General features: G+C 63.8%; 19 protein-coding genes. 5 read left to right on the top strand and 14 right to left on the bottom strand.

The window, feature by feature from the left end:
- Positions 1 to 27: 27 nt before the first annotated feature.
- From NLM15_RS35940 to NLM15_RS35920, 5 genes are read right to left on the bottom strand one after another with little or no spacing between them, the layout of a single operon-like run.
- On the bottom strand, positions 28 to 558 hold the full coding sequence (locus NLM15_RS35940; RefSeq protein ID WP_254122643.1) for a gluconokinase: 531 nt from the start codon (positions 556 to 558) through the stop codon (positions 28 to 30).
- A complete protein-coding gene (gene pgl / locus NLM15_RS35935) occupies positions 545 to 1294 on the bottom strand; it encodes a 6-phosphogluconolactonase (RefSeq protein ID WP_254124592.1) in 750 nt (249 codons plus the stop codon). Before pgl ends, NLM15_RS35940 begins: the two co-directional genes overlap by 14 nt.
- Complete coding sequence (gene zwf / locus NLM15_RS35930; RefSeq protein ID WP_254122642.1) at positions 1294 to 2805, bottom strand: glucose-6-phosphate dehydrogenase; 1512 nt, start codon at positions 2803 to 2805, stop codon at positions 1294 to 1296. The genes pgl and zwf overlap by 1 nt, the downstream gene beginning before the upstream one ends.
- 28 nt (positions 2806 to 2833) lie before the next feature.
- Complete coding sequence (gnd, locus tag NLM15_RS35925; protein ID WP_254122641.1) at positions 2834 to 3832, bottom strand: phosphogluconate dehydrogenase (NAD(+)-dependent, decarboxylating); 999 nt, start codon at positions 3830 to 3832, stop codon at positions 2834 to 2836.
- A 13-nt stretch (positions 3833 to 3845) separates the two neighbouring features.
- Entirely contained in the window at positions 3846 to 6695 is a 2850-nt protein-coding gene (locus NLM15_RS35920; protein ID WP_254122640.1) for a bifunctional transaldolase/phosoglucose isomerase, read from the bottom strand.
- A 307-nt stretch (positions 6696 to 7002) separates the two neighbouring features.
- On the opposite strand from NLM15_RS35920, the gene NLM15_RS35915 reads away from it, so the two are divergent.
- The 4 genes from NLM15_RS35915 to NLM15_RS35900 all read left to right on the top strand — a co-directional run bounded on the left by NLM15_RS35915 (position 7003) and on the right by NLM15_RS35900 (position 12737).
- Entirely contained in the window at positions 7003 to 7665 is a 663-nt protein-coding gene (locus NLM15_RS35915) for an STM3941 family protein (protein ID WP_254122639.1), read from the top strand.
- A gap of 299 nt (positions 7666 to 7964) precedes the next feature.
- The gene (locus NLM15_RS35910; protein ID WP_254122638.1) at positions 7965 to 9908 is read left to right on the top strand and encodes a PrkA family serine protein kinase; all 1944 of its coding nucleotides are present in this window, start codon (positions 7965 to 7967) and stop codon (positions 9906 to 9908) included.
- Positions 9909 to 9927: 19 nt separating this feature from the next.
- Complete coding sequence (locus NLM15_RS35905; protein WP_254124590.1) at positions 9928 to 11205, top strand: YeaH/YhbH family protein; 1278 nt, start codon at positions 9928 to 9930, stop codon at positions 11203 to 11205.
- Complete coding sequence (locus NLM15_RS35900) at positions 11202 to 12737, top strand: SpoVR family protein (protein ID WP_254122637.1); 1536 nt, start codon at positions 11202 to 11204, stop codon at positions 12735 to 12737. The genes NLM15_RS35905 and NLM15_RS35900 overlap by 4 nt, the downstream gene beginning before the upstream one ends.
- 9 nt (positions 12738 to 12746) lie before the next feature.
- Here NLM15_RS35900 and NLM15_RS35895 read toward each other — a convergent pair whose 3' ends face one another.
- From NLM15_RS35895 to NLM15_RS35870, 6 genes are all read right to left on the bottom strand, one after another.
- A complete protein-coding gene (locus NLM15_RS35895) occupies positions 12747 to 13190 on the bottom strand; it encodes a DUF1801 domain-containing protein (protein WP_254122636.1) in 444 nt (147 codons plus the stop codon).
- 2 nt (positions 13191 to 13192) lie between these two features.
- Positions 13193 to 13411, bottom strand: coding sequence for a hypothetical protein (locus NLM15_RS35890; RefSeq protein WP_071910157.1), 219 nt, complete (start codon positions 13409 to 13411; stop codon positions 13193 to 13195).
- 44 nt (positions 13412 to 13455) lie between these two features.
- Positions 13456 to 13887: an SRPBCC domain-containing protein gene (locus tag NLM15_RS35885; protein ID WP_254122635.1), complete on the bottom strand. Its 432-nt coding sequence runs from the start codon at positions 13885 to 13887 to the stop codon at positions 13456 to 13458.
- On the bottom strand, positions 13884 to 14207 hold the full coding sequence (locus NLM15_RS35880; protein ID WP_254122634.1) for a helix-turn-helix transcriptional regulator: 324 nt from the start codon (positions 14205 to 14207) through the stop codon (positions 13884 to 13886). Before NLM15_RS35880 ends, NLM15_RS35885 begins: the two co-directional genes overlap by 4 nt.
- Positions 14208 to 14293: 86 nt before the next feature.
- Entirely contained in the window at positions 14294 to 14758 is a 465-nt protein-coding gene (locus NLM15_RS35875) for a DsrE family protein (protein WP_254122633.1), read from the bottom strand.
- Between the two features lie 87 nt (positions 14759 to 14845).
- Complete coding sequence (locus NLM15_RS35870; RefSeq protein WP_254122632.1) at positions 14846 to 15463, bottom strand: hypothetical protein; 618 nt, start codon at positions 15461 to 15463, stop codon at positions 14846 to 14848.
- 200 nt (positions 15464 to 15663) lie between these two features.
- On the opposite strand from NLM15_RS35870, the gene NLM15_RS35865 reads away from it, so the two are divergent.
- Positions 15664 to 16248 (top strand): STM3941 family protein, encoded by a 585-nt coding sequence (locus NLM15_RS35865; protein ID WP_254122631.1) that lies wholly within the window; start codon positions 15664 to 15666, stop codon positions 16246 to 16248.
- A gap of 129 nt (positions 16249 to 16377) precedes the next feature.
- On the opposite strand, the gene NLM15_RS35860 is transcribed toward NLM15_RS35865, so the two are convergent.
- From NLM15_RS35860 to NLM15_RS35850, 3 genes are read right to left on the bottom strand one after another with little or no spacing between them, the layout of a single operon-like run.
- On the bottom strand, positions 16378 to 17433 hold the full coding sequence (locus NLM15_RS35860; RefSeq protein ID WP_254122630.1) for a 2-oxoacid:ferredoxin oxidoreductase subunit beta: 1056 nt from the start codon (positions 17431 to 17433) through the stop codon (positions 16378 to 16380).
- Positions 17430 to 19277, bottom strand: coding sequence for a 2-oxoacid:acceptor oxidoreductase subunit alpha (locus NLM15_RS35855; RefSeq protein ID WP_254122629.1), 1848 nt, complete (start codon positions 19275 to 19277; stop codon positions 17430 to 17432). The genes NLM15_RS35860 and NLM15_RS35855 overlap by 4 nt, the downstream gene beginning before the upstream one ends.
- Positions 19247 to 21046, bottom strand: a complete 1800-nt coding sequence (locus NLM15_RS35850) for an FAD-dependent oxidoreductase (protein WP_254122628.1) — start codon at positions 21044 to 21046, stop codon at positions 19247 to 19249. The genes NLM15_RS35855 and NLM15_RS35850 overlap by 31 nt, the downstream gene beginning before the upstream one ends.
- Positions 21047 to 21167: the final 121 nt, after the last annotated feature.

Genomic DNA, 21167 nt, shown 5'->3' with positions numbered 1-21167 from the left:
TTGGGTTTCTTGGCCTCTTTCTTGGCCTCAGCGTTTCGCCCCGCTTAGCTTCAATTGCCGCACCACGCCGTCGACGATCGCCTCGACCGATTCGTCGATCGAGACGGTGATGACGTGCTCGCTGGCCTCGGGCGGCTCCAGCGTCGTGAACTGGCTCGTCAGCAGTTCGGGCGGCATGAAATGGCCCTTGCGCTGCGCGAGTCGGGCGGCGATCAGCTCCTTGGTGCCCCTCAGGAAGACGAAGCGGACGTCGTCGCGGCCGCGCAGCAGCACGTCGCGATAGGTGTGCTTCAGCGCCGAGCAGGCGATGATGACGTGCTCGCCCTTGTCGCAGACCCGGGCGATCTCGTCGGCGATGGCGTTGAGCCAGGGCCAGCGGTCCTCGTCGGTGAGGGGGTGGCCGGCCCGCATCTTCTCGACATTGCTGGCGGGGTGGAAGCTGTCGCCGTCCTCGAAGCGCCAGCCGAGCCGCTGGCCTAGCGCCTCCGCAACCGTGCTCTTGCCTGAACCCGACACGCCCATCACGATCAACGCACAAGGTGCTTCAACGCCCGCCACGAATTCCCTCCGGAAGCGCGGCCTGGTCGACCAGCCAGACGGTCTCACCATTCGAGCGCGCGCGTACAGCCGGCAGATTCTCGCCATTGAGCAGGCGCGTCAAGATCGGCTGCTTGTCGTGCCCGGCAATCTCGAACAGCATTTCGCGGCACGACGCCAGAGCGGGCAGGGTGAGCGAGACCCGCGGCACGAAAGGCGCGACATTGGCCCTGGGGACGCCCACGACCCAGCGTGTGGTCTCCTCGACCGCGGGATAGCCCGGGAAGAGCGAGGCGGTGTGGCCGTCCGGTCCCGCGCCCATCAGGACCAGGTCGAACAGCGGCCGTGCCGGATCGAGGCTCGCAGCGCCGTAGAAAGATTGCAGCTCGCGCGCGTAGGCCTGTGCACTTTGATCGGGGTTTTCAGCCGCCGTCGGGATCGGGTGGATATGGCCGGAGGGCGCATTGCGGTCGAGAAAGGTCGCGCGTGCGACCGCCATGTTGTTGAGCGGATCGCTTTCCGGCACGAAACGTTCGTCGCCGATGAACCAGTGCACGCGGTCCCAGGGAATCCTGCCGCGCCAGGCGTCGCTTCCGAGCAATTGATAGAGCTTCTTCGGGCTAGAGCCGCCGGTCAGGCAGATCGCGATCCGCGAGGGGTTGGCGGCGATCCGCGCCATCACCCGTTCGGCTGCGGCCAGCGCCAGCGCCTCGGCGTCGGCCTCGACGATCAGCTTCGGCTGTCCGGCCGCGGCCATCACGAATATTTCCGCCAGCTGCGCCCGTCGCGCCGGAGCAGCTCGTCGGCGCAGGCCGGGCCGTCGCTGCCAGCCTCGTAGGTCTCGATGCCGTTGGTGCCCGCGCTTTTCCAGGCATCCAGGAACGGCTGCACCGCCTGCCAGCCGGCCTCGATACCATCGGCGCGCTGAAACAGGATGTTGTCGCCGATCATGCAGTCGTAGATCAGCGTCTCGTAGCCGGTCGAGGGATCGGCGCGGAAATAGTCGCCGTAGCGGAACTTCATCTCGACGCCGTCGATGGTGACGCTGGGCCCCGGGATCTTGGCGTTGAACTGCAGCTCGATGGTCTCGGTCGGCGCGATGCCGATGGTGAGGAAGTTCTGCGACAAGCGGTCGACCGTCGTGCCCGTGAACATCGACAGCGGCGCCTGCTTGAACTTGATCGCGACTTCGGTGCGCTTGTGGCCGAGCGCCTTGCCGGTGCGCAGGTAGAACGGCACGCCGGCCCAGCGCCAATTGTCGATCATCAGCTTGAGCGCGACGAAGGTCTCGGTGGTGCTGCCGGGCTTGACGTCCTCGGTCTTGCGATAATCCGGGATCTCGTCTTCGCCGATCCGGCCCGCAAGATATTGCGCGCGCACCGAGCTCTTCAGCGCTTCCTCCTGGCTCGGCCGCTGGATCGAGGTGAGCACTTCGGCCTTCTCGGAGCGCACCGAATGCGCGTCGAAGCGGGCGGGCGGCTCCATCGCGACCAGCGACATCAGCTGGAACAGATGGTTCGGCACCATGTCGCGCAGCGCACCGGTGGCATCGTAGAAGCCGCCGCGATGGCCGACGCCGAGCTTCTCCTCCACCGTGATCTGGATGTGGTCGATATGGTTGCGATTCCAGATCGGCTCGAACATGCCGTTGGCGAAGCGCAGCACCAGGATGTTCTGCACCGTCTCCTTGCCGAGATAGTGGTCGATCCGGTAGATCTGGTGCTCGTCCATGATCTTCAGCAGCTCGGCGTTCAGCGCGCGCGCCGAGGCGAGATCGGTGCCGAACGGCTTTTCGATCACGAGACGCCGCCAGGCGCCGTTCTCCTTCATCATGCCGGTGCGACCAAGCTCGCGCGCGGTCGGCGCGAACGCGGCCGGCGGCGTGGCAAGATAAAACAGCCGGTTGCCGCCGGTGTCCTGCGCGCATTCCAGCGAGTCCAGATGCTCGCGCAGGCGATCGAACGAGGGCGGGTCGTTCGGATCGGCCTCGACGAACGTCAGGCATTCCAGCAGCTTCCTGGCGACGTCGTCGTCCACGGGGCGCGTCGCGAACCGGCGCAGGCCCTTCAACAGGCTGTCGCGGAGCTCGTCGTCGGACTGGCCCTTGCGGGCGACGCCGACGACGCAGAACTTTTCCGGCAGCAGGTGTTCGGCGGCGAGATTGTACAGCGACGGCATCACCAGACGGTGAGTGAGATCACCGGTGACACCGAAAATGACGAAGGCGCAATTTTCCGGCTTGCGCTTTGCTTGCGGGTCTTTTGTCACGAACGATTGGCCTTCGCTTTGTTATGCCCTACTTCGGCTTCGGCGCGCCCGGCTGCTTCGGCTCCTTGTGGCCGCCGAACCCCGCGCGCATCGCGGAGAGAATTTTTTCGGCGAAGGTGTGTTCCTTGCGGGAACGGAAACGTGTGTAGAGCGCCGCGGTCAGAACTTCGGCCGGCACCGCCTCGTCGATCGCGGCATTCACGGTCCAGCGTCCTTCGCCGGAATCCTCGACGAAGCCGGAATATTCGGCGAGCTGCGGGCTGTCGGCGAGCGCCGTCGAGGTGAGGTCGAGCAGCCATGACGGGATCACGCTGCCGCGCCGCCACACCTCGGCGATGTCGGCGAGGTCGAAATCATAGCGATGGTCGGCCGGCAGAGCCTCGATGCTGGCGTTCTTGAGAATATCAAATCCTTCGGCATAGGCCTGCATCAGGCCGTACTCGATGCCGTTGTGGATCATCTTGACGAAATGGCCGGCGCCGACCGGGCCGGCATGGATGTAGCCCTGCCCGATGCGGGGATCGCGCCCGTCACGTCCCTCCGTGCGCGGGATGTCGCCGGCGCCTGGCGCGAGCGCGGCGAAGATCGGATCGAGCCGGTCGACCACCTGCTTCTCGCCGCCGATCATCATGCAATAGCCGCGGTCGAGCCCCCAGACGCCGCCTGACGTGCCGACATCGACATAATGGATGCCGCGCGCCTTCAGCGCCTTGCCACGGCGGACGTCGTCCTGCCAGAACGTGTTGCCGCCGTCGATGATGACGTCGCCGGCCTGCATCACGCCCGCGATCGTGTCGATCGTCGTCTCGGTGATGTGCCCGGCCGGCAGCATCACCCAGGCCGTACGCGGCCGCTCGAGTTTCGAGATGAATTCCTCGAGCGTCGCGGAGCCGACCGCGCCGTCGGCGGCAAGGCCGGCGACGGCCTTGGCGTCCTTGTCGTAGACCACGGTCGAATGGCCGTGACGCATCAGGCGGCGAACGATGTTGCCGCCCATCCGGCCGAGGCCGATCATGCCGAGTTGCATGTGAGAGATTCCCTTAATTCAGTGCGTCGTTGAGCGCCGCATTGAGCGTCGCGAGACCTTTCTTGAGCCCGCCCTTCAGGTGCACGCGGAGCGCGCGCCGGCCGCGCTCGGTGAGCACGTCGAAGTCGCCGCGCGCCTGCGCCGCCTTGATGACGCCGAAGCTCGCCTTCTGGCCCGGCACCGCAAGGTCCTTGGCATCGTCGGCGGTGATCTGGAGGAACACGCCGCTGTCGGGCCCTCCCTTGTAGGCCTGCCCCGTCGAGTGCAGGAAGCGCGGCCCGAACTCGGCGCAGGTCGCGACGTGGCGCTTCTCGCGCACTTCCAGACGCATCGTCTGAAGTGCGTCGATCGTCGCCTTGTCACGCGCGATGTAGCCGAGCAGGGCGACATAATCGCCATGGTTGGAGCGCGACAGATGCGCCCTCAGCCACGAGGTGAGGTCGCCGTTGGCGCCCGCGGCGCGCAGCGCCGTGGCGTTGGCTTCGTCGGTGTAGAGATCGGCCTCGTCCGTGCTGACCACCGGCTGCTCGGCCGGCAGCGTGCCGGTCTTCTCGAACGACGCGGTGAGCTCGCGGGTCTTGATCTTGGCCGCTTCCACGTCCGGCTGGTCGAACGGGTTGATGCCGAGGATGCTGCCTGCCACCGCGGTTGCCATCTCGAAGCGGAAGAATTCCTGGCCGAGATGGTCGATCGACTTCATGACGATGCGGACCACCGGATGGCCGGCCGCTTCGATCCCCGCGAGCGCCGAGTCGTGCGCGGCGTCCGCCTCGCCCTCGGTGCGGACGTCGATGAAGAAGCGGTCATTGCCGTAGACCGAGGGATCGCCCAGCGGCTCGCCGGCAATCGGGATCAGGCCCTTGCCTTCCTTGCCGGTGGATTCCGCGATGAGCTGCTCGGCCCAGGCGCCGAAATCGGCGATCTTCTTCGACGGCAGGATCGTCACCTTGTCGCGGCCTTCGAGGCCGGCGAGGCCCATGGCAAGGCCGAGCTGCACGCCCGGGTTCTCACTCGGCGGCACGTCCGGGCCGCAGGAGCGGGCCATCGCCAGCGCATGCTTGAGGAAGGTCTTGACGTCGATGCCCGCGGTTGCCGCCGGCACCAGGCCGAACGGCGAGAGCACGGAGTAGCGTCCGCCGATCGACGGCTCGCCATGGAAGGTGCGGGCGTAGTTCAGCTCCTTCGCCGCCTTCTCAAGCGACGAGCCGGGATCGGTGACCGCGATGAAGCGGAAGCCGGTCTTGGCCTTCGGGCCGAGCGCCTGCGCGACGCGCTCGTGGAAATAGTCCTTCATCGCGTTCGGTTCGGTGGTGCCGCCCGATTTGCTGGAGACGATGAACACGGTGTTGGCGATGTCGATCTTGTCCTCCATTGCCCGCACCTGCGTCGGATCGGTGGAGTCAAGAACGTGCAGCTTCGGGAAGCCGGGCTTTTTCCCGAAGGTCTCGGCGAGCACCTCAGGGCCAAGGCTCGATCCGCCCATGCCGAGGACGACGGCGTCGGAGAATTTTTGGCCCTTCACGCGGCTCGCATAGTCCTCATAGTCGGCGACGTCGGCCTTTGCCGCGCTGTCGAGCCAGCCGAGCCATTTGTCCTCGTCAGTGCCGGTCCAGACCGATTTGTCGCGCTGCCACAGCCTGCGGATCTTTGCCGACGCGCGCCATTCCTCGGTGCTCTTGGCCACGGCCTTGCCGAGACCGTCGCCGAGCGAGAGAAGCTGGCGGTCGATCGCGGGGCCAAGCACGGTCGCGCGCTTGTGGGCGACCGCACCGTAGAGCTTGTCGGCGGCATCGGCGAACTGCCTGACGCCGTCCTTGACGAGCTCCTCGGTGATCGCATCGAGCGAGACGCCGGAGCGCTCCAGCTCTTCCAGCACGCGCCTTGCGTCGTCGACATTCTCTTCCAGGCTGTCGCGCGGCTTGCCGTGGTCGCGGAACGCGTCGAGCGTCGCCGGCGGCACGGTGTTGATGGTGTCGGGGCCGATCAGCTCCTCGACATAGAGGACGTCGCTGTAGTCCTTGTTCTTGGTGCCGGTGGAGGCCCACAGCATCCGCTGCGGCTTGGCGCCCTTGGCAGCGAGCTTGTCCCAGCGCGGGCCGGAGAACAGGCGCTTGTAATCCTGGTAGGCGACCTTGGCATTGGCGATTGCCACCTTGCCCTTCAGCGCGGCGAGCCGTTCCTTCTCGGATGGATCGTTGGCGCGGGCGATCTTCTCGTCGAGCTGCTTGTCGACGACCGAGTCGATGCGGCTGACGAAGAAGCTCGCGACGCTCGCCACGTGCGACGGGTCGCCGCCGCCGGCGACATATTTTTCCAGGCCGGCGAGATAGGCCTCGGCGACCTCAAGGTAGACGTCCCGGGAGAACAAGAGCGTGATGTTGATGCTGATGCCGTCGCCGATCAGCTGCTCGATCGCCGGCAGGCCCTCAGGCGTCGCCGGCACCTTCACCATCAGATTCTTGCGACCAACGTCCTTCCAGAGGCGCCGCGCCTCGGCGACCGTGCCTGATGTGTCCATCGCCAGATAGGGCGAGACTTCCAGGCTGACATAGCCGTCGCCTCCCTTGAGACGGTCATAGACCGGGCGGAGCACGTCGGCGGCGTTCTGGATGTCTTCGATCGCGACGGCCTCGAACAGGTCGGCCACGGTCCGGTCGCCGCGCTTCAGCGCCTTGCCGATCGGGGCGTCATACTCGTCCGAGCTGCCGATCGCCTTCTCGAAGATCGACGGATTGGAGGTGACGCCCTTGACGCCGTCGGTGTCGATCAGCCGCTTCAGATCGCCCTTGGCGATGAAGCCGCGGGCCAGGAAGTCCAGCCAGACGGCTTGTCCGTGCTTTTCCAGTTCTTTGACGGGATTCATGATGCTTATTTATCTCCAAGCCTACGGGCGAGGGGTTTCCGCGCCGGTCCTGACGCGCTATCCTCTAGCTTACATGCTCCCGGGAGGGAACCAATCAAGGGCATAGGCGTCATACCCTCCAGTGTAACTCCGTCGCGATCATGGCGATCCAGGCGGAAGTAGCCGTGTTGCGTAAAAAGTCGTTGGCTGGAAGAGCTCGCCAAGGTCTCGTCGCGTAACGTCAGCCGCTTCGTCTCGTCAGCCCATGGTTGCGTGGAGTGTCATCAGCGGATCCTGGTCCGCCTGATACATCGTCGCTCGGCCGCGAATGGCCATGCTGGGGAAAAGCATGCACGCACATCATAACGGCCGCACGCTCGCTGTCGCCGACAGCCCGCAATCGGTCGCGCCGGCCGTATGCATCGACGCGTCCCACGACCTCGAAATCAGTCCATGTACGACCCAGCTGCGGCTGCTGGTCGCGGCGGGCTTCGCGATGACCCTTTTCAGTGCGACCCTTGCCTTCGACTGGTGGGACGGTCTGGGCGACTACGATACGACGATCGGCTATGCCGGCGTCGTGCTGTTCGGCCTGGTGACCAGCCGGCTGATCTGGCTGCTGCCCGCCGAACGGGGACCGGTGGTGATCGTCACCCCCTATGGCATCCGCGACCTCCGCATCGGCAATGAATTTCTGCTGTGGGACTCGATTGCGGAGATTTCGGCTGAGGAATGCCGCGGGCACAAGTCGATCGTGCTGACGCTGACGCCGGCCTTGCAGCGGCAGCTCTGCGCCGTCCGAAGCTTGGCGCGCCGCGCGCAGGACGATCGGCAGAATGAACGGATTGTCATCCGCTCGGAGGGGTTGGCGACCGATTTTGATACACTGCTGCGCGCTTGCCGCGATTGCCATGCTGCGAGCGCCGCGCGCACCGCATTGCAGCAGGAAGATGAACGCGGCACGCAAGGCTTCGCCGTACAAGCGTCATAAGATTGCCGCTCGCAGATCGCTCCATGTTGCAGTGCCGGATGGGCTCATCCCCGGTAATGCCCGGATGTTGCGACCAAGTGACATTTTCTGGAAATGAGCGAAGATAGCTACAGATTCGCACAAATTACAGGCATGTGCCTGTTCGTAACTCAACGAGTGCCTACGTTGTGCGTTGCGTGGTATCGGCGCCCGGGTGTCCAATGATCGTCATGTGCTCACGCTGATTCGAAATGGCCTGAGGAACGGTCCGGTAACTGCTTTCGTTTCAGCTTGTAGCGGAACTCACGCGGAGAGGGATCATGTATAACGATTCTCTATTCAACGCTTTCGCTAAGTCGTTCGAGGCGAGAAGCCAACACGACATGTCGATGGCGGAGTACCTGGAATCGTGTCGAAGCGATCCCATGAAATACGCGAACGCGGCCGAGCGATTGCTAGCAGCCATCGGTGACCCCCAGACGATTGACACGGCCAAGGACCCACGCCTTGGCCGTATTTTTTTGAACCGCACCATCCGCACCTATCCGGCCTTCGCCGGCTTCTACGGCATGGAAGAAACCATCGAACGCATCGTTGGTTTCTTCCGTCACGCCGCGCAAGGTCTCGAAGAGCGCAAGCAGATCCTCTATCTGCTCGGCCCGGTCGGCGGCGGCAAATCCTCGCTCGCCGAGCGGCTCAAGTCGCTGATGGAAGTGCAGCCGATCTACGTGCTCAAGGCCGGCGATGAACTCTCGCCCGTGTTCGAAAGCCCGCTCAGCCTGTTCGATCCAGATCACCTCGGGCCGATGCTCGAGGAGAAGTACGGCATTCCGCGCCGGCGCCTCACGGGCTTGATGAGCCCGTGGTGCTACAAGCGGCTCGAAGCCTTTGGCGGCGACATCTCGCAATTCCGCGTCGCCAAGATCCAGCCGTCGCGGCTGCGCCAGATCGCAGTCTCCAAGACCGAGCCGGGCGACGAGAACAACCAGGACATCTCCTCGCTGGTCGGCAAGGTCGACATCCGCAAGCTCGAGACCTACGCGCAGAACGACCCCGACGCCTACAGCTATTCGGGCGGCCTCAACCGCGCCAACCAGGGCATCCTCGAATTCGTCGAGATGTTCAAGGCGCCGATCAAGATGCTGCATCCGTTGCTGACCGCGACGCAGGAAGGCAACTACATCGGCACCGAGAACATCGGCGCGATCCCCTTCACCGGCGTGATCCTCGCGCACTCGAACGAAGCCGAGTGGTCGAGCTTCAAGGCCAACAAGAACAACGAGGCCTTCATCGACCGCATCTGCGTGATCAAGGTGCCTTATTGCCTGCGGATCACGGAGGAGCAGAAGATCTACGAGAAGCTGATCCAGGGCTCGGAACTCGCGTCCGCGCCTTGCGCGCCCTCGACGCTGGAGACGCTGGCGCGGTTCTCGGTGATGTCGCGCCTGCGCAAGCACGAGAATTCCACGGTGTTTGCCAAGATGCGGGTTTATGATGGCGAAAGCCTGAAGGAATCCGATCCGAAGGCCCGCAGCGTTCAGGAATACCGCGATGCCGCCGGCGTCGACGAAGGCATGGACGGTGTCTCCACGCGCTTTGCCTTCAAGATCCTGGCTGCGACCTTCAACCATGATCCGCAGGAAGTTGCCGCCGACGCCGTGCACCTGATGTACGCGCTGGAACAGTCGATCCGCCGCGAGCAGCTCACGGAGGAAGTCGAGAAGCGCTATCTCGAATTCATCAAGGCGGATCTGGCGCCGCGCTACGCCGAGTTCATCGGAAACGAGATCCAGAAGGCTTATCTCGAATCCTACTCGGATTACGGGCAGAACCTGTTCGACCGCTACGTCGACTACGCCGATGCCTGGATCGAGGACCAGGACTTCAAGGATCCCGACACTGGCCAGCTGCTCGATCGCGAGCTTTTGAACCAGGAATTGACGAAAATCGAGAAGCCGGCGGGGATCGCCAACCCCAAGGACTTCCGCAACGAGGTCGTCAAATTCTCGTTACGTTCGCGGGCCCAGAACGGTGGCAAAAATCCGACCTGGACGTCCTACGAGAAGATTCGCGACGTGATCGAAAAGCGGATATTCTCCCAGGTCGAGGACCTGCTTCCGGTCATCTCCTTCGGGTCGAAGAAGGACGGCGAGACGGAGAAGAAACACGGCGAGTTCGTCGCACGCATGGTGGAGCGCGGCTACACCGAGCGTCAGGTTCGCCGGCTCGTCGAATGGTACATGCGTGTGAAGCAGGCCGGTTGAGGCGGATGAAAAAGTGCCGATTCACATTATTGACAGGCGCCTGAATCCAGGCGGCAAGAGTCTCGAGAACCGGCAGCGGTTCTTGCGTCGGGCCAAATCCCTGGTGCAGGGCGCCGTCAAGAAGACCTCGCAGGAACGCGACATCAAGGACGTCCTGGAGGGTGGTGAGGTCACCATACCGCTCGACGGCATGCACGAGCCGCGTTTCCGCCGTGAAGGCGGAACGCGCGACATGGTATTGCCCGGGAACAAGAAGTTCATCGAGGGCGACTATCTCCAGCGCTCCGGCCAGGGCAGCGCCAAGGATTCCGGTCCTGGCGAAGGGGACAGCGAGGACGCTTTCCGCTTCGTCCTCTCCCGCGACGAGTTCGTCGATCTCTTCCTCGACGACCTCGAACTGCCCGATCTTGCCAAGCGAAAGATCGCGCAGACCGAGAGCGAGGGCATCCAGCGAGCCGGCTACACCACCTCCGGCTCGCCCGCCAACATTTCCGTGAGCCGGACAGTGAAGCTCGCGCTTGCGCGCCGCATCGCGCTCAAGCGTCCGCGCAAGGAGGAGATCGAAGAGCTGGAAGCCGCGATCGCCGCCTGCACCGACGAGGACGAGCGTGTGGTGCTGCTCGCCCAGCTCGAAAAGCTGATGGCGAAGACCAAGCGGATTCCCTTCATCGATCCCCTGGACATCCGCTATCGCCGCTTCGAGACCGTGCCCAAGCCCGTCGCGCAGGCGGTGATGTTCTGCCTGATGGACGTGTCCGGCTCGATGTCCGAGCACATGAAGGACCTCGCCAAGCGCTTCTACATGCTGCTCTACGTGTTCCTGAAGCGCCGCTACAAGCATGTCGAGATCGTCTTCATCCGCCACACCGACCGCGCCGAGGAGGTGGACGAGCAGACCTTCTTCTACGGTCCGGCCTCGGGCGGCACGCTGGTCTCCAGCGCGCTCCACGCGATGCACGAGATCGTGCGGGAGCGCTTCAACCCGTCGGACTGGAATATCTACGCCGCGCAAGCCTCCGACGGCGACAATTCCTATTCCGACGGCGAGCTCACGGGCATGCTGCTGACCGACAAGATCCTGCCGGTCTGCCAGTTCTTCGCCTATCTCGAGGTCGGGGAGTCCGGCGGCAGCGCCTTCGATCTCTCCGACTCCTCGCTCTGGACCCTCTACGATCGCCTGCGCAACAGCGGCGCACCGCTCTCGATGCGCAAGGTCAGCGAGCGCAGCGAGATCTTCCCGGTGTTCCACGATCTGTTCCAGCGCCGCGAAACTGCTCAGGAGAAAGCCGCTCCATGACGGAACGCTTGTTCGAAGGCGCCGATTGGGATTTCCACACCTTGCAGCGCATCACCGACGCCTGCGAGGAGGTGGCGTTGAAGGATCTCGGGCTCGACGTCTATCCGAACCAGATCGAGGTGATCACCGCCGAGCAGATGCTGGATGCCTATTCGTCCGTCGGCATGCCGCTGTTCTACAAGCACTGGTCGTTCGGCAAGCATTTTGCGTATCACGAGGCGTCGTACCGCAAGGGCCTGATGGGCCTCGCCTATGAGATCGTGATCAACTCCTCGCCATGCATCTCCTACCTCATGGAGGAGAACACGGCGACGATGCAGACGCTGGTGATCGCGCACGCCGCGTTCGGTCATAACCACTTCTTCAAGAACAATTACCTGTTCAAGCAGTGGACCGATGCGGAAGGCATTCTCGACTACCTGGATTTCGCCAAGAACTACGTCATGCAGTGCGAGGATCGCTACGGCCGCACCGAGGTCGAGCGCACGCTCGACGCCGCGCATGCGCTGATGTCGCACGGCATCGACCGCTATCCCGGCAAGAAGACGCTGGACCTGCGCGCCGAGGAGAAGCGGGCAGGGCGCCGCCGCCAGCACGAAGAGGAGGTCTTCAACGACCTCTGGCGCACCGTGCCGGCCGGGAAGAGCAAGACCCGCGCTGTGCTCAGCGTCGAACGGCGCCGCAAGCTGCTCGGCCTGCCGCAGGAAAACCTGCTCTACTTCCTGGAGAAGAGTGCGCCGCGGCTGGCGCCCTGGCAGCGCGAGCTCCTGCGTATCGTCCGCCACATCGCGCAATATTTCTATCCGCAGAGCCAGACCAAGGTGATGAACGAGGGGACGGCAACCTACGTCCACTATCGCATCATGACCCAGCTGCATCAGCAGGGCCGCATCAGCGACGGCAACTTCCTCGAATTCCTGGGATCGCACACCAACGTGGTGTTCCAGCCTGAATTCGACGATCAGCGCTTCTCCGGCTTCAACCCCTATGCGCTTGGCTTTGCCATGATGCAGGACATCGAGCGTATCGTCACCAATCCGTCGGACGAGGACCGCGAGTGGTTCCCTGATATCGCCGGCAAGAACGACGTCATGGGCGTGCTGCGCGACGTCTGGGCCAATTACCGCGACGAAAGCTTCATCGCCCAGTTCCTGAGCCCGAAACTGATGCGGCAACTCCGCATGTTCCATCTGCACGACGATCCCGAAGAGCGCGCCGGCATCCGGGTCGATGCCATCCACGACGAGCGCGGCTTCCGCCGCGTCCGCCGCGAGCTGGCCCGGCAGCACGACGTCGGCTACATCGACGCCAATATCGAAGTGGTCGATGTCGATCTCTCCGGCGACCGCCGGCTGGTCCTGCATCACCGCGTCATCAAGGGCTCGCAGCTCAACGAGACCGACGCCAAGCGCGTGCTCCAGCACCTCGCCGATCTCTGGACCTACGACGTCGCGCTGATCGAGGTCGATGCCAACGACAAGGTCTTGCGCGAATATGTCGTGAGCCCGCGCCCGATCCCGGCGGTGGCCTGAGGCCGCCGTCTATGCCGAACGCTTTGCGGGCTTCTTCCTGGCCTTGGACGCGTTAAGGTCTATTGCCGCGCGAACGAGCGCCTTCAACGCCTTCTCGTTGATATTTTCGCCTTCGCGAATGTCGATCGCGCGCCGAACATTTCCGTCGAGGCTGGAGTTGAACAGGCCGGCCGGATCGTCCAGCGCCGCCCCCTTGGCAAACGTCAGCTTCACGACGGCCTTGTAGGTCTCGCCGGTGCAGATGATGCCGTCATGCTCCCACACCGGAACACCGCGCCATTTCCACTCCTCGACGACATCGGGATCGGCCTGCCTGATCAGGCCGCGGATTCGCCCCAGCATCTCGCCGCGCCAGTCGCCGAGCTCCTTGATCCTGCCGTCGATCAGCCTGGACGGCGAAGCGCCGTCCATCTTCGTCGTGCTGCTTGTCTTCGCGGTCACAGCCTTCTTCATGATCACGCCTCTTGCCGCGCGCCGCTGCGGCGGCTGACATAGGGCAGCGCGAACATGTAGAGCCCGGTCGCGAGCAGCGGAATCAGCGGGACGAATGCCAGCAGCCCGATCCACGTGGCCTGGATTTGCAGCGTCAGGGCAACAATGTTCGCGATGACGGCGAGCGTGAAAGCGATGGACAGCCAGCGATGGATCTGCCGAACCCACATGTTCCCGGTCAATGAAACCTCCTCTTGAGATGATCGAATGAATCTCGGCGAGCGAGCTATTCAGCCCGCGCCAGCACTTCGTCCAGCTTGGCGAAAAACTGCTTCCACCCGGCATGCGCGCCGCCATAGGCCTGCTTCTGCGTCGGGCTGAAACCGGCCTGCTCGACGCGCAAATGCGTGCCTGCGCTCGTCGGGGTCAGCGTGAAGGTCACCACGCTTTTCAGATCGAACGCCGCGTCCTCATGCGAGAAATTCCAGGTATAGGCGAGCGCGCGCTGCGGCTCGATGGTGAGCACCTCGCAGTCCAGCACGCCGCCCCATTCGCCGCGAAGATTGAAGCGATGACCGACCGATGGCTTGAAGTCGTTCTTCATCAGCCATTCCTCGATCAGATGCGGCTGCGTCAGCGCGCGCCAGATCCGCTCGGCGGGAAAGGCGAATTCGCGCTCGACGACGACGGAACGTGTTTCGGTTGCTGCTTCAGTCATTGGTCCATCCTCTTCAGGAGATCGTCGAGGGCATCGAGCCGGTTCTGCCAGAAGCCGGCCATCTGGCCGGTCCAGTCGATCAGCGGATTGAGCGCGCCGGGCTGCGCGCTGTAATGGGTCTGGCGTCCTTCATGGCGGTCGCGCACCAGCCCGGCGAGCTTGAGCGCGCCGAGATGTTTCGAGACGGCCGGCTGGGAAACGCCGGACCGCGCCGTCAGTGCCCCGACCGTCTGCTCGCCCTCCCGGCACAGCCGCTCGAAGATCGCCCTCCGGGTGGGGTCGGCGAGCGTCCTGAACAGAAGATCGTGCGCGGCGGACATGCGAAATCCATAACTCACAAGTTATGGATTAACTCATAACCGTAGAGTTATGGGTAAGTCAAGCGGGGGAACGGAAACTTCAGCGCCTAAGGCCGCAGATAGAGATATCCCTGCGACTGCAGCTCGGCCAAACGGACCACGCCGCCCTTCTCCGCGCTGACAAACCCCGGCAGCAAATCCGCCAGCGTGACGCTCTGCGCCTTCATCGTGTTGCCGCACGCCGCGAGCTCGACGCCGTTCTTCGAGAAATCGCCGACACGCCTGCTGACATCGGGATTGGCCTGCGCCCGGTGAAATGCCTTCAGTGCCAGCCCGTGGATCACCAGCGCGATCGTCACATGATCGGGACCGCCGACGCCGTCGAGATGGTTCTGGATGTTGCCGAGCACGAAATTGACCTTCTCGGCGTCGGCGAGGTGATAGACGACCTTCAGCTTGTCCGACCTGGTGGTTTCAGTCGCAGCCTTTTCAGTGGCAGCTTTGGCGCGCGAGGCGGCAAACGCCGCGCCCAGCGCCGAGACGGTGCTCCACAAGATGTTCCGGCGGTTCATGACGATCTCCTTGAAGCATGATCCGGAAAAGTGTGACGCGGTTTTCCGAAGAGATCATGCGCGAATAACGACTTTGCCGGACACAAATCACTTGTGGCGGAGCACGGCGAGTTCCTTGCGGTCGTATGCAAGCGCAGCACACTCGCTGTTATCAGTCCGCTCGAGGCGGAAGATCCCGTCATCGCTGCCGGCGACCAGGGCCTGGTCGTCGGCTTCAGTCGCCTTGTGCAGCCAGACCCTGATGCTTTCCAGCCGCACGATGGCAGATTTGTCGTCCTTGGACAGCGCAATACCGAGGCCGCCGCCCTCGCAATCGACGCCGCAGCCGAGGCGCACCTCGCTGCCGTCCTTGGTCAGCACGGTGTGGTGACACGAGCCGCTGGAGTCGAAATCGCCGGTGCGGTGGCGGTATTGGAAGCCAATCCGGAAGGAGTTGTGCAGCTGCATGTCCGCTTCGTAGGTCTCCCCCGAGACCAGCAGCTTCATCGAAGCGACCTTCTGCTTCGGATGCCGCGCCAGATGCGCGGCATCGTAGCGGCGGACGAAGCAGGCATAGGCTTTGCTGCCGGGCGGTCCGGCATACATCCGCGCGTTGAAGGTCTCGGCCTCGGCCTTGCTCGCCTCGCGGATATCGTCGGCTTCCTCGGCCCGGGCGACGCCGATGAAAGCCACGAGGGCAAGCGGAAGGATGACGGCAAGCTTCATGATCACACCGGGCATCTTGGCCGTTGACGGGCCCGCACCGGGCGGGTGGGGGGCCTTTCGCCGGTTAGTCGCAAGCCGCACACCGTGCGTTCATCTGCACTTCCTCCGGCAGCCTCGCGCAAGGTTCCAGGCTTAACCCTTGCACAGGAGGGGGCGCGGAGTGACCCCAGGTTGTCGCAAATGGCTGGAGGCGGTGAAAAATGTCCGAAAGTCAGAACCTGCCCAATCTAGCGATCGGCTATTCCCGAGCTCGGCTGCTGATGCTCTTCGGCGGCAGCCTGCTGCTGACGCTGCTCTGCGCCGGGCTTGCGCATAGTTGGCAGCAAGGCCAGAACATCACCACGCCCCAGGTCGCCATCTGCTATGTCGGTGCGGTGTTTTTCGGCCTTGCCAGCTGCAGGATGCTCTGGAGGCTGATCACGGCCAGGCAGCCCCTGGTCTTCATCAGCCGTGTCGGCATTCGTGACACCAGGCTCGCCGGCGAGACCATCGCCTGGAGTGCCGTGCGGAAGGTGTTCCTCTGGGAGCAGCGCACGCAGAAATTCGTCGTGCTCAAGGTCGATCCCCTCATCGCCCAGCGATTCTCCGGAGGATTTGCCACGCAGGCCCTGGCGCTGCTGAACAAGGCGCTTGGCACTGACAGCGTGATCGTCAATGCGGGCGGCCTGACCATGGACACCGAAACATTGCTCGCGACTTGCAAGCAATATTGGGGTGCCGGACGCCCGGTCCAGGCGGACGAGGCCGCGCCGGCGCCCGAGGCTCAGCCCGAGCGGGTCGGTTGAGGCGACGCGTTCCTTGCGGCACGGGCAGTGCCGTAGGGTGGGCAAAGCGGAAGCGTGCCCACCAAAGTCGCTTACGGGGACAGCTCGTGGGCACGGCGCAAGCGCGCCTTTGTCCACCCTACGGATTCCTCACCGCAGGCTGGCGTTGATCTTGTCCAGCACCGCCGAGCCCGGACACAGCGTGTCCGCCTCCAGCGTGTTGAGCGGCGTCTCGACCGTGTTGAGATGCTCGTGCAGGTCCTCCGCGTCGGGATCGACGTAGAGCAGACCGGTGACGATCTGTCCCTTGGCGGCGTGCCTTGCAAGGAAGGTCTGGGCGCCGAGCCGGTCGTGCGGGTCGTAGTCCGCGTCGATCTTGCGCAGCGCGATCTTGCTGCCGTCATGCTGCTCGACCATTTGCACCGTTCCCGGCGCGTAATCGACCGCAATCGGATCGCGGCCGACCAGCACGTCGAGCCGGTTCACCGCGTCGTTGTGCTCGCGCACATAGTCGAAGCTCTTGGTCGAGCCGGCGTGGTTGTTGAAGGCGATGCAGGGGCTGATGACGTCGATGAAGGACGCGCCCTTGTGGCGGATCGCGGCGGCGATCAGCGGCACGAGCTGGGCCTTGTCGCCGGAGAACGAGCGCGCGACGAAGGTGGCGCCGAGTTGCAGCGCGATCGCGACGAGATCGATCGCGTTGTCGGTGTTGGTGACGCCCTTCTTGGACTTCGAGCCGCGGTCGGCGGTGGCCGAGAACTGGCCCTTGGTCAGGCCGTAGACGCCGTTGTTCTCGACGATATAGGTCATGTTGACGCCGCGCCGGATCGAGTGCGCGAACTGGCCGAAGCCGATCGAGGCGGAATCGCCGTCGCCGGAGACGCCGAGATAGATCAAATCGCGGTTGGCGAGGTTGGCACCGGTCAGCACGCTGGGCATGCGGCCGTGCACGGAGTTGAAGCCGTGCGAATTGCCGAGGAAATAGTCGGGCGTCTTCGACGAGCAGCCGATGCCGGAGATCTTCGCCACCCGGTGCGGCTCGATCGAGAGCTCGTAGCAGGCCTCGATGATCGAGGCGGTGATCGAATCGTGGCCGCAGCCGGCGCACAGCGTCGAGATCTTGCCCTCGTAGTCCCGATGCGTGTAGCCGAGCTCGTTCTTCTTGAGGCCCGGATGATGGAATTTCGGCTTTGCAATGTAGGTCATGACACGGCCTTGCGGAGCGGGGTCACCTTGAGGTGATCCTGGTGGTCGCCAATGGCTTTTGCGATGAAACGGGCGGTGATCGGGGTGCCGTCATAGTGCACGATCGGCACCAGGCGCACCGGGTCAATGCCGTTCTCGTTGACGATGAGCTGACGGAGCTGGGCGTCGCGGTTCTGTTCGACCACGTAGACGAAATCGTGCTCGGCGAGGAAGCTCGCCACGCTCGAGTGGAACGGGAAGGCACGGATGCGCATCCGGTCGAGTTGGTGCCCGCGTGCTTCGAGCAGGCCGATGGCCTCGTCCATCGCGGGCGAGGTCGAACCGAAATAGATCACGCCGTATTTGGTCGGCCGTTCTGCATTGGCTTGCAGCGGACGTGGCACCAGGTCCTGCGCCGTCTCGAACTTGCGCACGAGGCGTTGCATGTTGTCGGCATAGACCGAGCCTTCCTCGGAGTAACGCGCATAGCGGTCACGCGAGGTGCCGCGGGTGAAGTACGAGCCTCTGGTCGGATGCGTGCCGGGATAGGTGCGGTAGGGAATGCCGTCGCCGTCGACGTCGAGATAGCGGCCGAAGTCGCGACCTTCCTCCAGCATCTCCTCGGTCATCACCTTGCCGCGGTCATACTGTTTCGCGTCGTCCCACTTCAGCGGGCGGCAGAGACGGTGATTCATGCCGATGTCGAGATCGAGCATCAGGAAGATCGTGGTCTGGAGCCGCTCGGCAAGGTCGAATGCGGCTGCCGCGAACTCGAAGGCCTCGGCCGGATCTTCCGGAAACAGCAGCACATGCTTGGTGTCGCCATGCGAAGCGTAGGCGCAAGCGATGATGTCGCACTGCTGGGTGCGGGTCGGCATGCCCGTCGAGGGGCCGGCGCGCTGGATGTTCATGATCACGGCCGGGATCTCGGCAAAATAGGAAAGGCCGATGAACTCGGTCATCAGGGAGATGCCGGGGCCGGAGGTCGCGGTGAAGGCGCGGGCGCCGTTCCAGGACGCGCCAATCACGATGCCGATCGAAGCCAGCTCGTCCTCGCCCTGCACGATCGCGTATTTCGCCTTGCCGGTCTCAGGGTCGTGCCGGAACTTCTTGCAGTGGGCGGTGAAAGCCTCTGCCACCGACGAGGACGGCGTGATCGGATACCACGCGCATACGGTGGCGCCGCCATAGACGGCGCCGAGCGCGGCGGCGCTGTTGCCCTCGATGAAGATGCGGTCGCCGACCTTGTCGGATTTCTTCACCCGCAGCCCGATCGGGCATTTCAAATTCTGGAGCGCCCAGTCGCGGCCAAGGTGCAGCGCATGGACGTTGGAGGACAAGAGCTTCTCCTTGCCCTTGTACTGCTCGCCGATCAGCTGCTCGATCAGCTTCGGGTCCATGTCGAGCAGTGCACTGAGCGCGCCGAGATAGATGATGTTCTTGAACAGCTGGCGCTGGCGCGGGTCGGTGTAGGTCGAGTTGGTGATCGCGGTGAGCGGCACGCCGATCACGGTGATGTCGTCGCGGAATTTGGTCGACGGCATCGGCTTGGTGGAATCGTAGAACAGATAGCCGCCGGGCTCGATGCCGGCGACGTCCTTGTCCCAGGTCTGCGGGTTCATCGCCACCATCATGTCGACGCCGCCGCGGGCGCCGAGATGGCCGTCTTCGGTCACCCGCACCTCGTACCAGGTCGGCAGGCCCTGGATGTTGGAGGGGAAGATGTTGCGCGGAGAGACCGGAACGCCATGACGCAGGATCGCGCGCGCGAACATCTCGTTGGCGCTGGCCGAACCCGAGCCGTTGACGTTGGCGAAGCGGACGACGAAGTCGTTTACGCTGCTGAGCGGCTTTTTGTCGGACATGTCGAACCTGCGTGAGTCATCTCGATCAAATATTTCTGCATGTCCCAGGCACCGGTGGGACAACGCTCGGCGCATAGCCCGCAATGCAGGCAGACGTCCTCGTCCTTGACCATCACGCGCCCGGTCTTGAGATCAGACGAGACGTAAAGATCCTGGTCCGGATGCGGCGAGGGCGCCTTCAGGCGATGGCGCAGATCGTCTTCCTCACCGTTGTCAGTGAAGGTGATGCAGTCCATCGGGCAGATGTCGGCGCAGGCATCGCACTCGATGCAGAGCGAGGTCGAGAACACGGTCTGGACGTCGCAGTTCAGGCAGCGCTCGGCTTCGCCCAGCGCCAGCTTGACGTCGTAGCCAAGCTCGACCTCGGCGCGGATGTCCTTCAGCGCAATCACCTTGTCGCGATGCGGCACCTTGAAGCGCTTGTCGTTGGAGATGTCGTTGTCATAGCTCCATTCGTGGATGCCCATCTTCTGCGAGGAGACATGCACCTCCGGCAACGGCCGCTCGGTGATGTCCTCGCCTGAGAGCATCTTGTGGATCGACAGCGCGGCGTCGTGGCCGTGCGCAACCGCCCAGATGATGTTCTTCGGTCCGAACGCGGCGTCGCCGCCGAAGAACACCTTCGGATTGGTCGAGACGAAGGTCGCGGGATCGACCTTGGGCATGTGCCATTTGTCGAACTCGATGCCGCAATCCTGCTCGATCCACGGGAAGGCGTTCTCCTGGCCGACCGCGACCAGCACGTCGTCGCAGGCGATCGTCTCGTCCGGTTCGCCCGAGGGCACCAGGTTGCGGCGGCCCTTGGCGTCGTATTCGGCCTTCACCTTCTGGAAGCTGACGCCGATCAGCTTGCCGGCGACGTGCTTGAAAGCGACCGGGACCATGTAATTGAGGATCGGAATGTCCTCATGGAGCGCGTCTTCCTTCTCCCAGGGCGAGGCCTTCATCTCCTCGAAGCCGGAGCGAACGACCACCTTGACGCTCTCGCCGCCGAGGCGGCGCGCGGTGCGGCAGCAGTCCATCGCGGTGTTGCCGCCGCCCAGCACGATCACGCGCTTGCCGATCTTGTCGACATGGCCGAACGACACGTTGGCCAGCCACTCGATGCCGATATGGATGTTGGCGGCTGCTTCCTTGCGACCGGGAATGTCGAGTTCGCGGCCGCGCGGCGCGCCCGAGCCGACGAAGATCGCGTCGTATTTTTCCGCGAGCAGCGCCTTCATGCTGTCGATGCGGTGGCCGCCTTTGAAGTCGACGCCGAGACCCAGGATGTAGCCGGTCTCCTCGTCGATGACCGAATTGGGCAGGCGAAATTTCGGGATCTGCGAGCGCATCATGCCGCCGGCTTCGGGATCTCCGTCGAACACGGTGCAGTGATAGCCGAGCGGCGCGAGATCGCGCGCCACCGTCAGCGACGCGGGACCACCGCCGACGAACGCAACGCGCTTGCCGTTCTTCGGCGCGGGGCGCGGCAGGCGCTGCTTGATGTCGTCCTTGAAGTCAGCGGCAACGCGCTTCAGGCGGCAGATCGCAACCGGCGTTTCCTCGACGCGTCCGCGGCGGCACGCCGGCTCGCATGGGCGATCGCAGGTGCGTCCCAGAATTCCGGGAAACACGTTCGATTTCCAGTTGATCATGTAGGCGTCGCTGTAGCGGCCTTGTGCGATCAGTCGGATGTATTCGGGAACCGGGGTGTGTGCAGGACAGGCCCACTGGCAATCGACCACTTTGTGAAAGTAGTCGGGGGCCGCGATATCGGTCGGTTTCATTCCTACCCTGTCCGCGCAGGCCCAAAGACCCCGCGGCCTTTTCTTGAGCTTGCCGAACGCTAACGCGTGTCGATCTGGTTTATGAATGACGTCATTGGGTTAGCTTATTAGAACCGTTCCG

The sequence above is a fragment of the Bradyrhizobium sp. CCGB20 genome (genome assembly GCF_024199855.1).
In the GTDB taxonomy this organism is placed as follows: domain Bacteria; phylum Pseudomonadota; class Alphaproteobacteria; order Rhizobiales; family Xanthobacteraceae; genus Bradyrhizobium.
This window is presented reverse-complemented; position numbering and strand designations above follow the sequence as displayed.

What these genes read in the sequence shown, in the direction of transcription:
- NLM15_RS35915 (WP_254122639.1), top strand. Translation starts at nt 7,003, where the DNA reads ATGGCCATGCTGGGGAAAAGCATGCACGCACATCATAACGGCCGCACG.
- NLM15_RS35900 (WP_254122637.1), top strand. Translation starts at nt 11,202, where the DNA reads ATGACGGAACGCTTGTTCGAAGGCGCCGATTGGGATTTCCACACCTTG.
- NLM15_RS35910 (WP_254122638.1), top strand. Translation starts at nt 7,965, where the DNA reads ATGTATAACGATTCTCTATTCAACGCTTTCGCTAAGTCGTTCGAGGCG.
- gnd (WP_254122641.1), bottom strand. Translation starts at nt 3,832, where the DNA reads ATGCAACTCGGCATGATCGGCCTCGGCCGGATGGGCGGCAACATCGTT.
- NLM15_RS35920 (WP_254122640.1), bottom strand. Translation starts at nt 6,695, where the DNA reads ATGAATCCCGTCAAAGAACTGGAAAAGCACGGACAAGCCGTCTGGCTG.
- NLM15_RS35885 (WP_254122635.1), bottom strand. Translation starts at nt 13,887, where the DNA reads ATGACTGAAGCAGCAACCGAAACACGTTCCGTCGTCGTCGAGCGCGAA.
- NLM15_RS35870 (WP_254122632.1), bottom strand. Translation starts at nt 15,463, where the DNA reads ATGAAGCTTGCCGTCATCCTTCCGCTTGCCCTCGTGGCTTTCATCGGC.
- NLM15_RS35875 (WP_254122633.1), bottom strand. Translation starts at nt 14,758, where the DNA reads ATGAACCGCCGGAACATCTTGTGGAGCACCGTCTCGGCGCTGGGCGCG.
- NLM15_RS35850 (WP_254122628.1), bottom strand. Translation starts at nt 21,046, where the DNA reads ATGAAACCGACCGATATCGCGGCCCCCGACTACTTTCACAAAGTGGTC.
- NLM15_RS35895 (WP_254122636.1), bottom strand. Translation starts at nt 13,190, where the DNA reads ATGAAGAAGGCTGTGACCGCGAAGACAAGCAGCACGACGAAGATGGAC.
- NLM15_RS35880 (WP_254122634.1), bottom strand. Translation starts at nt 14,207, where the DNA reads ATGTCCGCCGCGCACGATCTTCTGTTCAGGACGCTCGCCGACCCCACC.
- pgl (WP_254124592.1), bottom strand. Translation starts at nt 1,294, where the DNA reads ATGGCCGCGGCCGGACAGCCGAAGCTGATCGTCGAGGCCGACGCCGAG.
- NLM15_RS35855 (WP_254122629.1), bottom strand. Translation starts at nt 19,277, where the DNA reads ATGTCCGACAAAAAGCCGCTCAGCAGCGTAAACGACTTCGTCGTCCGC.
- NLM15_RS35865 (WP_254122631.1), top strand. Translation starts at nt 15,664, where the DNA reads ATGTCCGAAAGTCAGAACCTGCCCAATCTAGCGATCGGCTATTCCCGA.
- NLM15_RS35860 (WP_254122630.1), bottom strand. Translation starts at nt 17,433, where the DNA reads ATGACCTACATTGCAAAGCCGAAATTCCATCATCCGGGCCTCAAGAAG.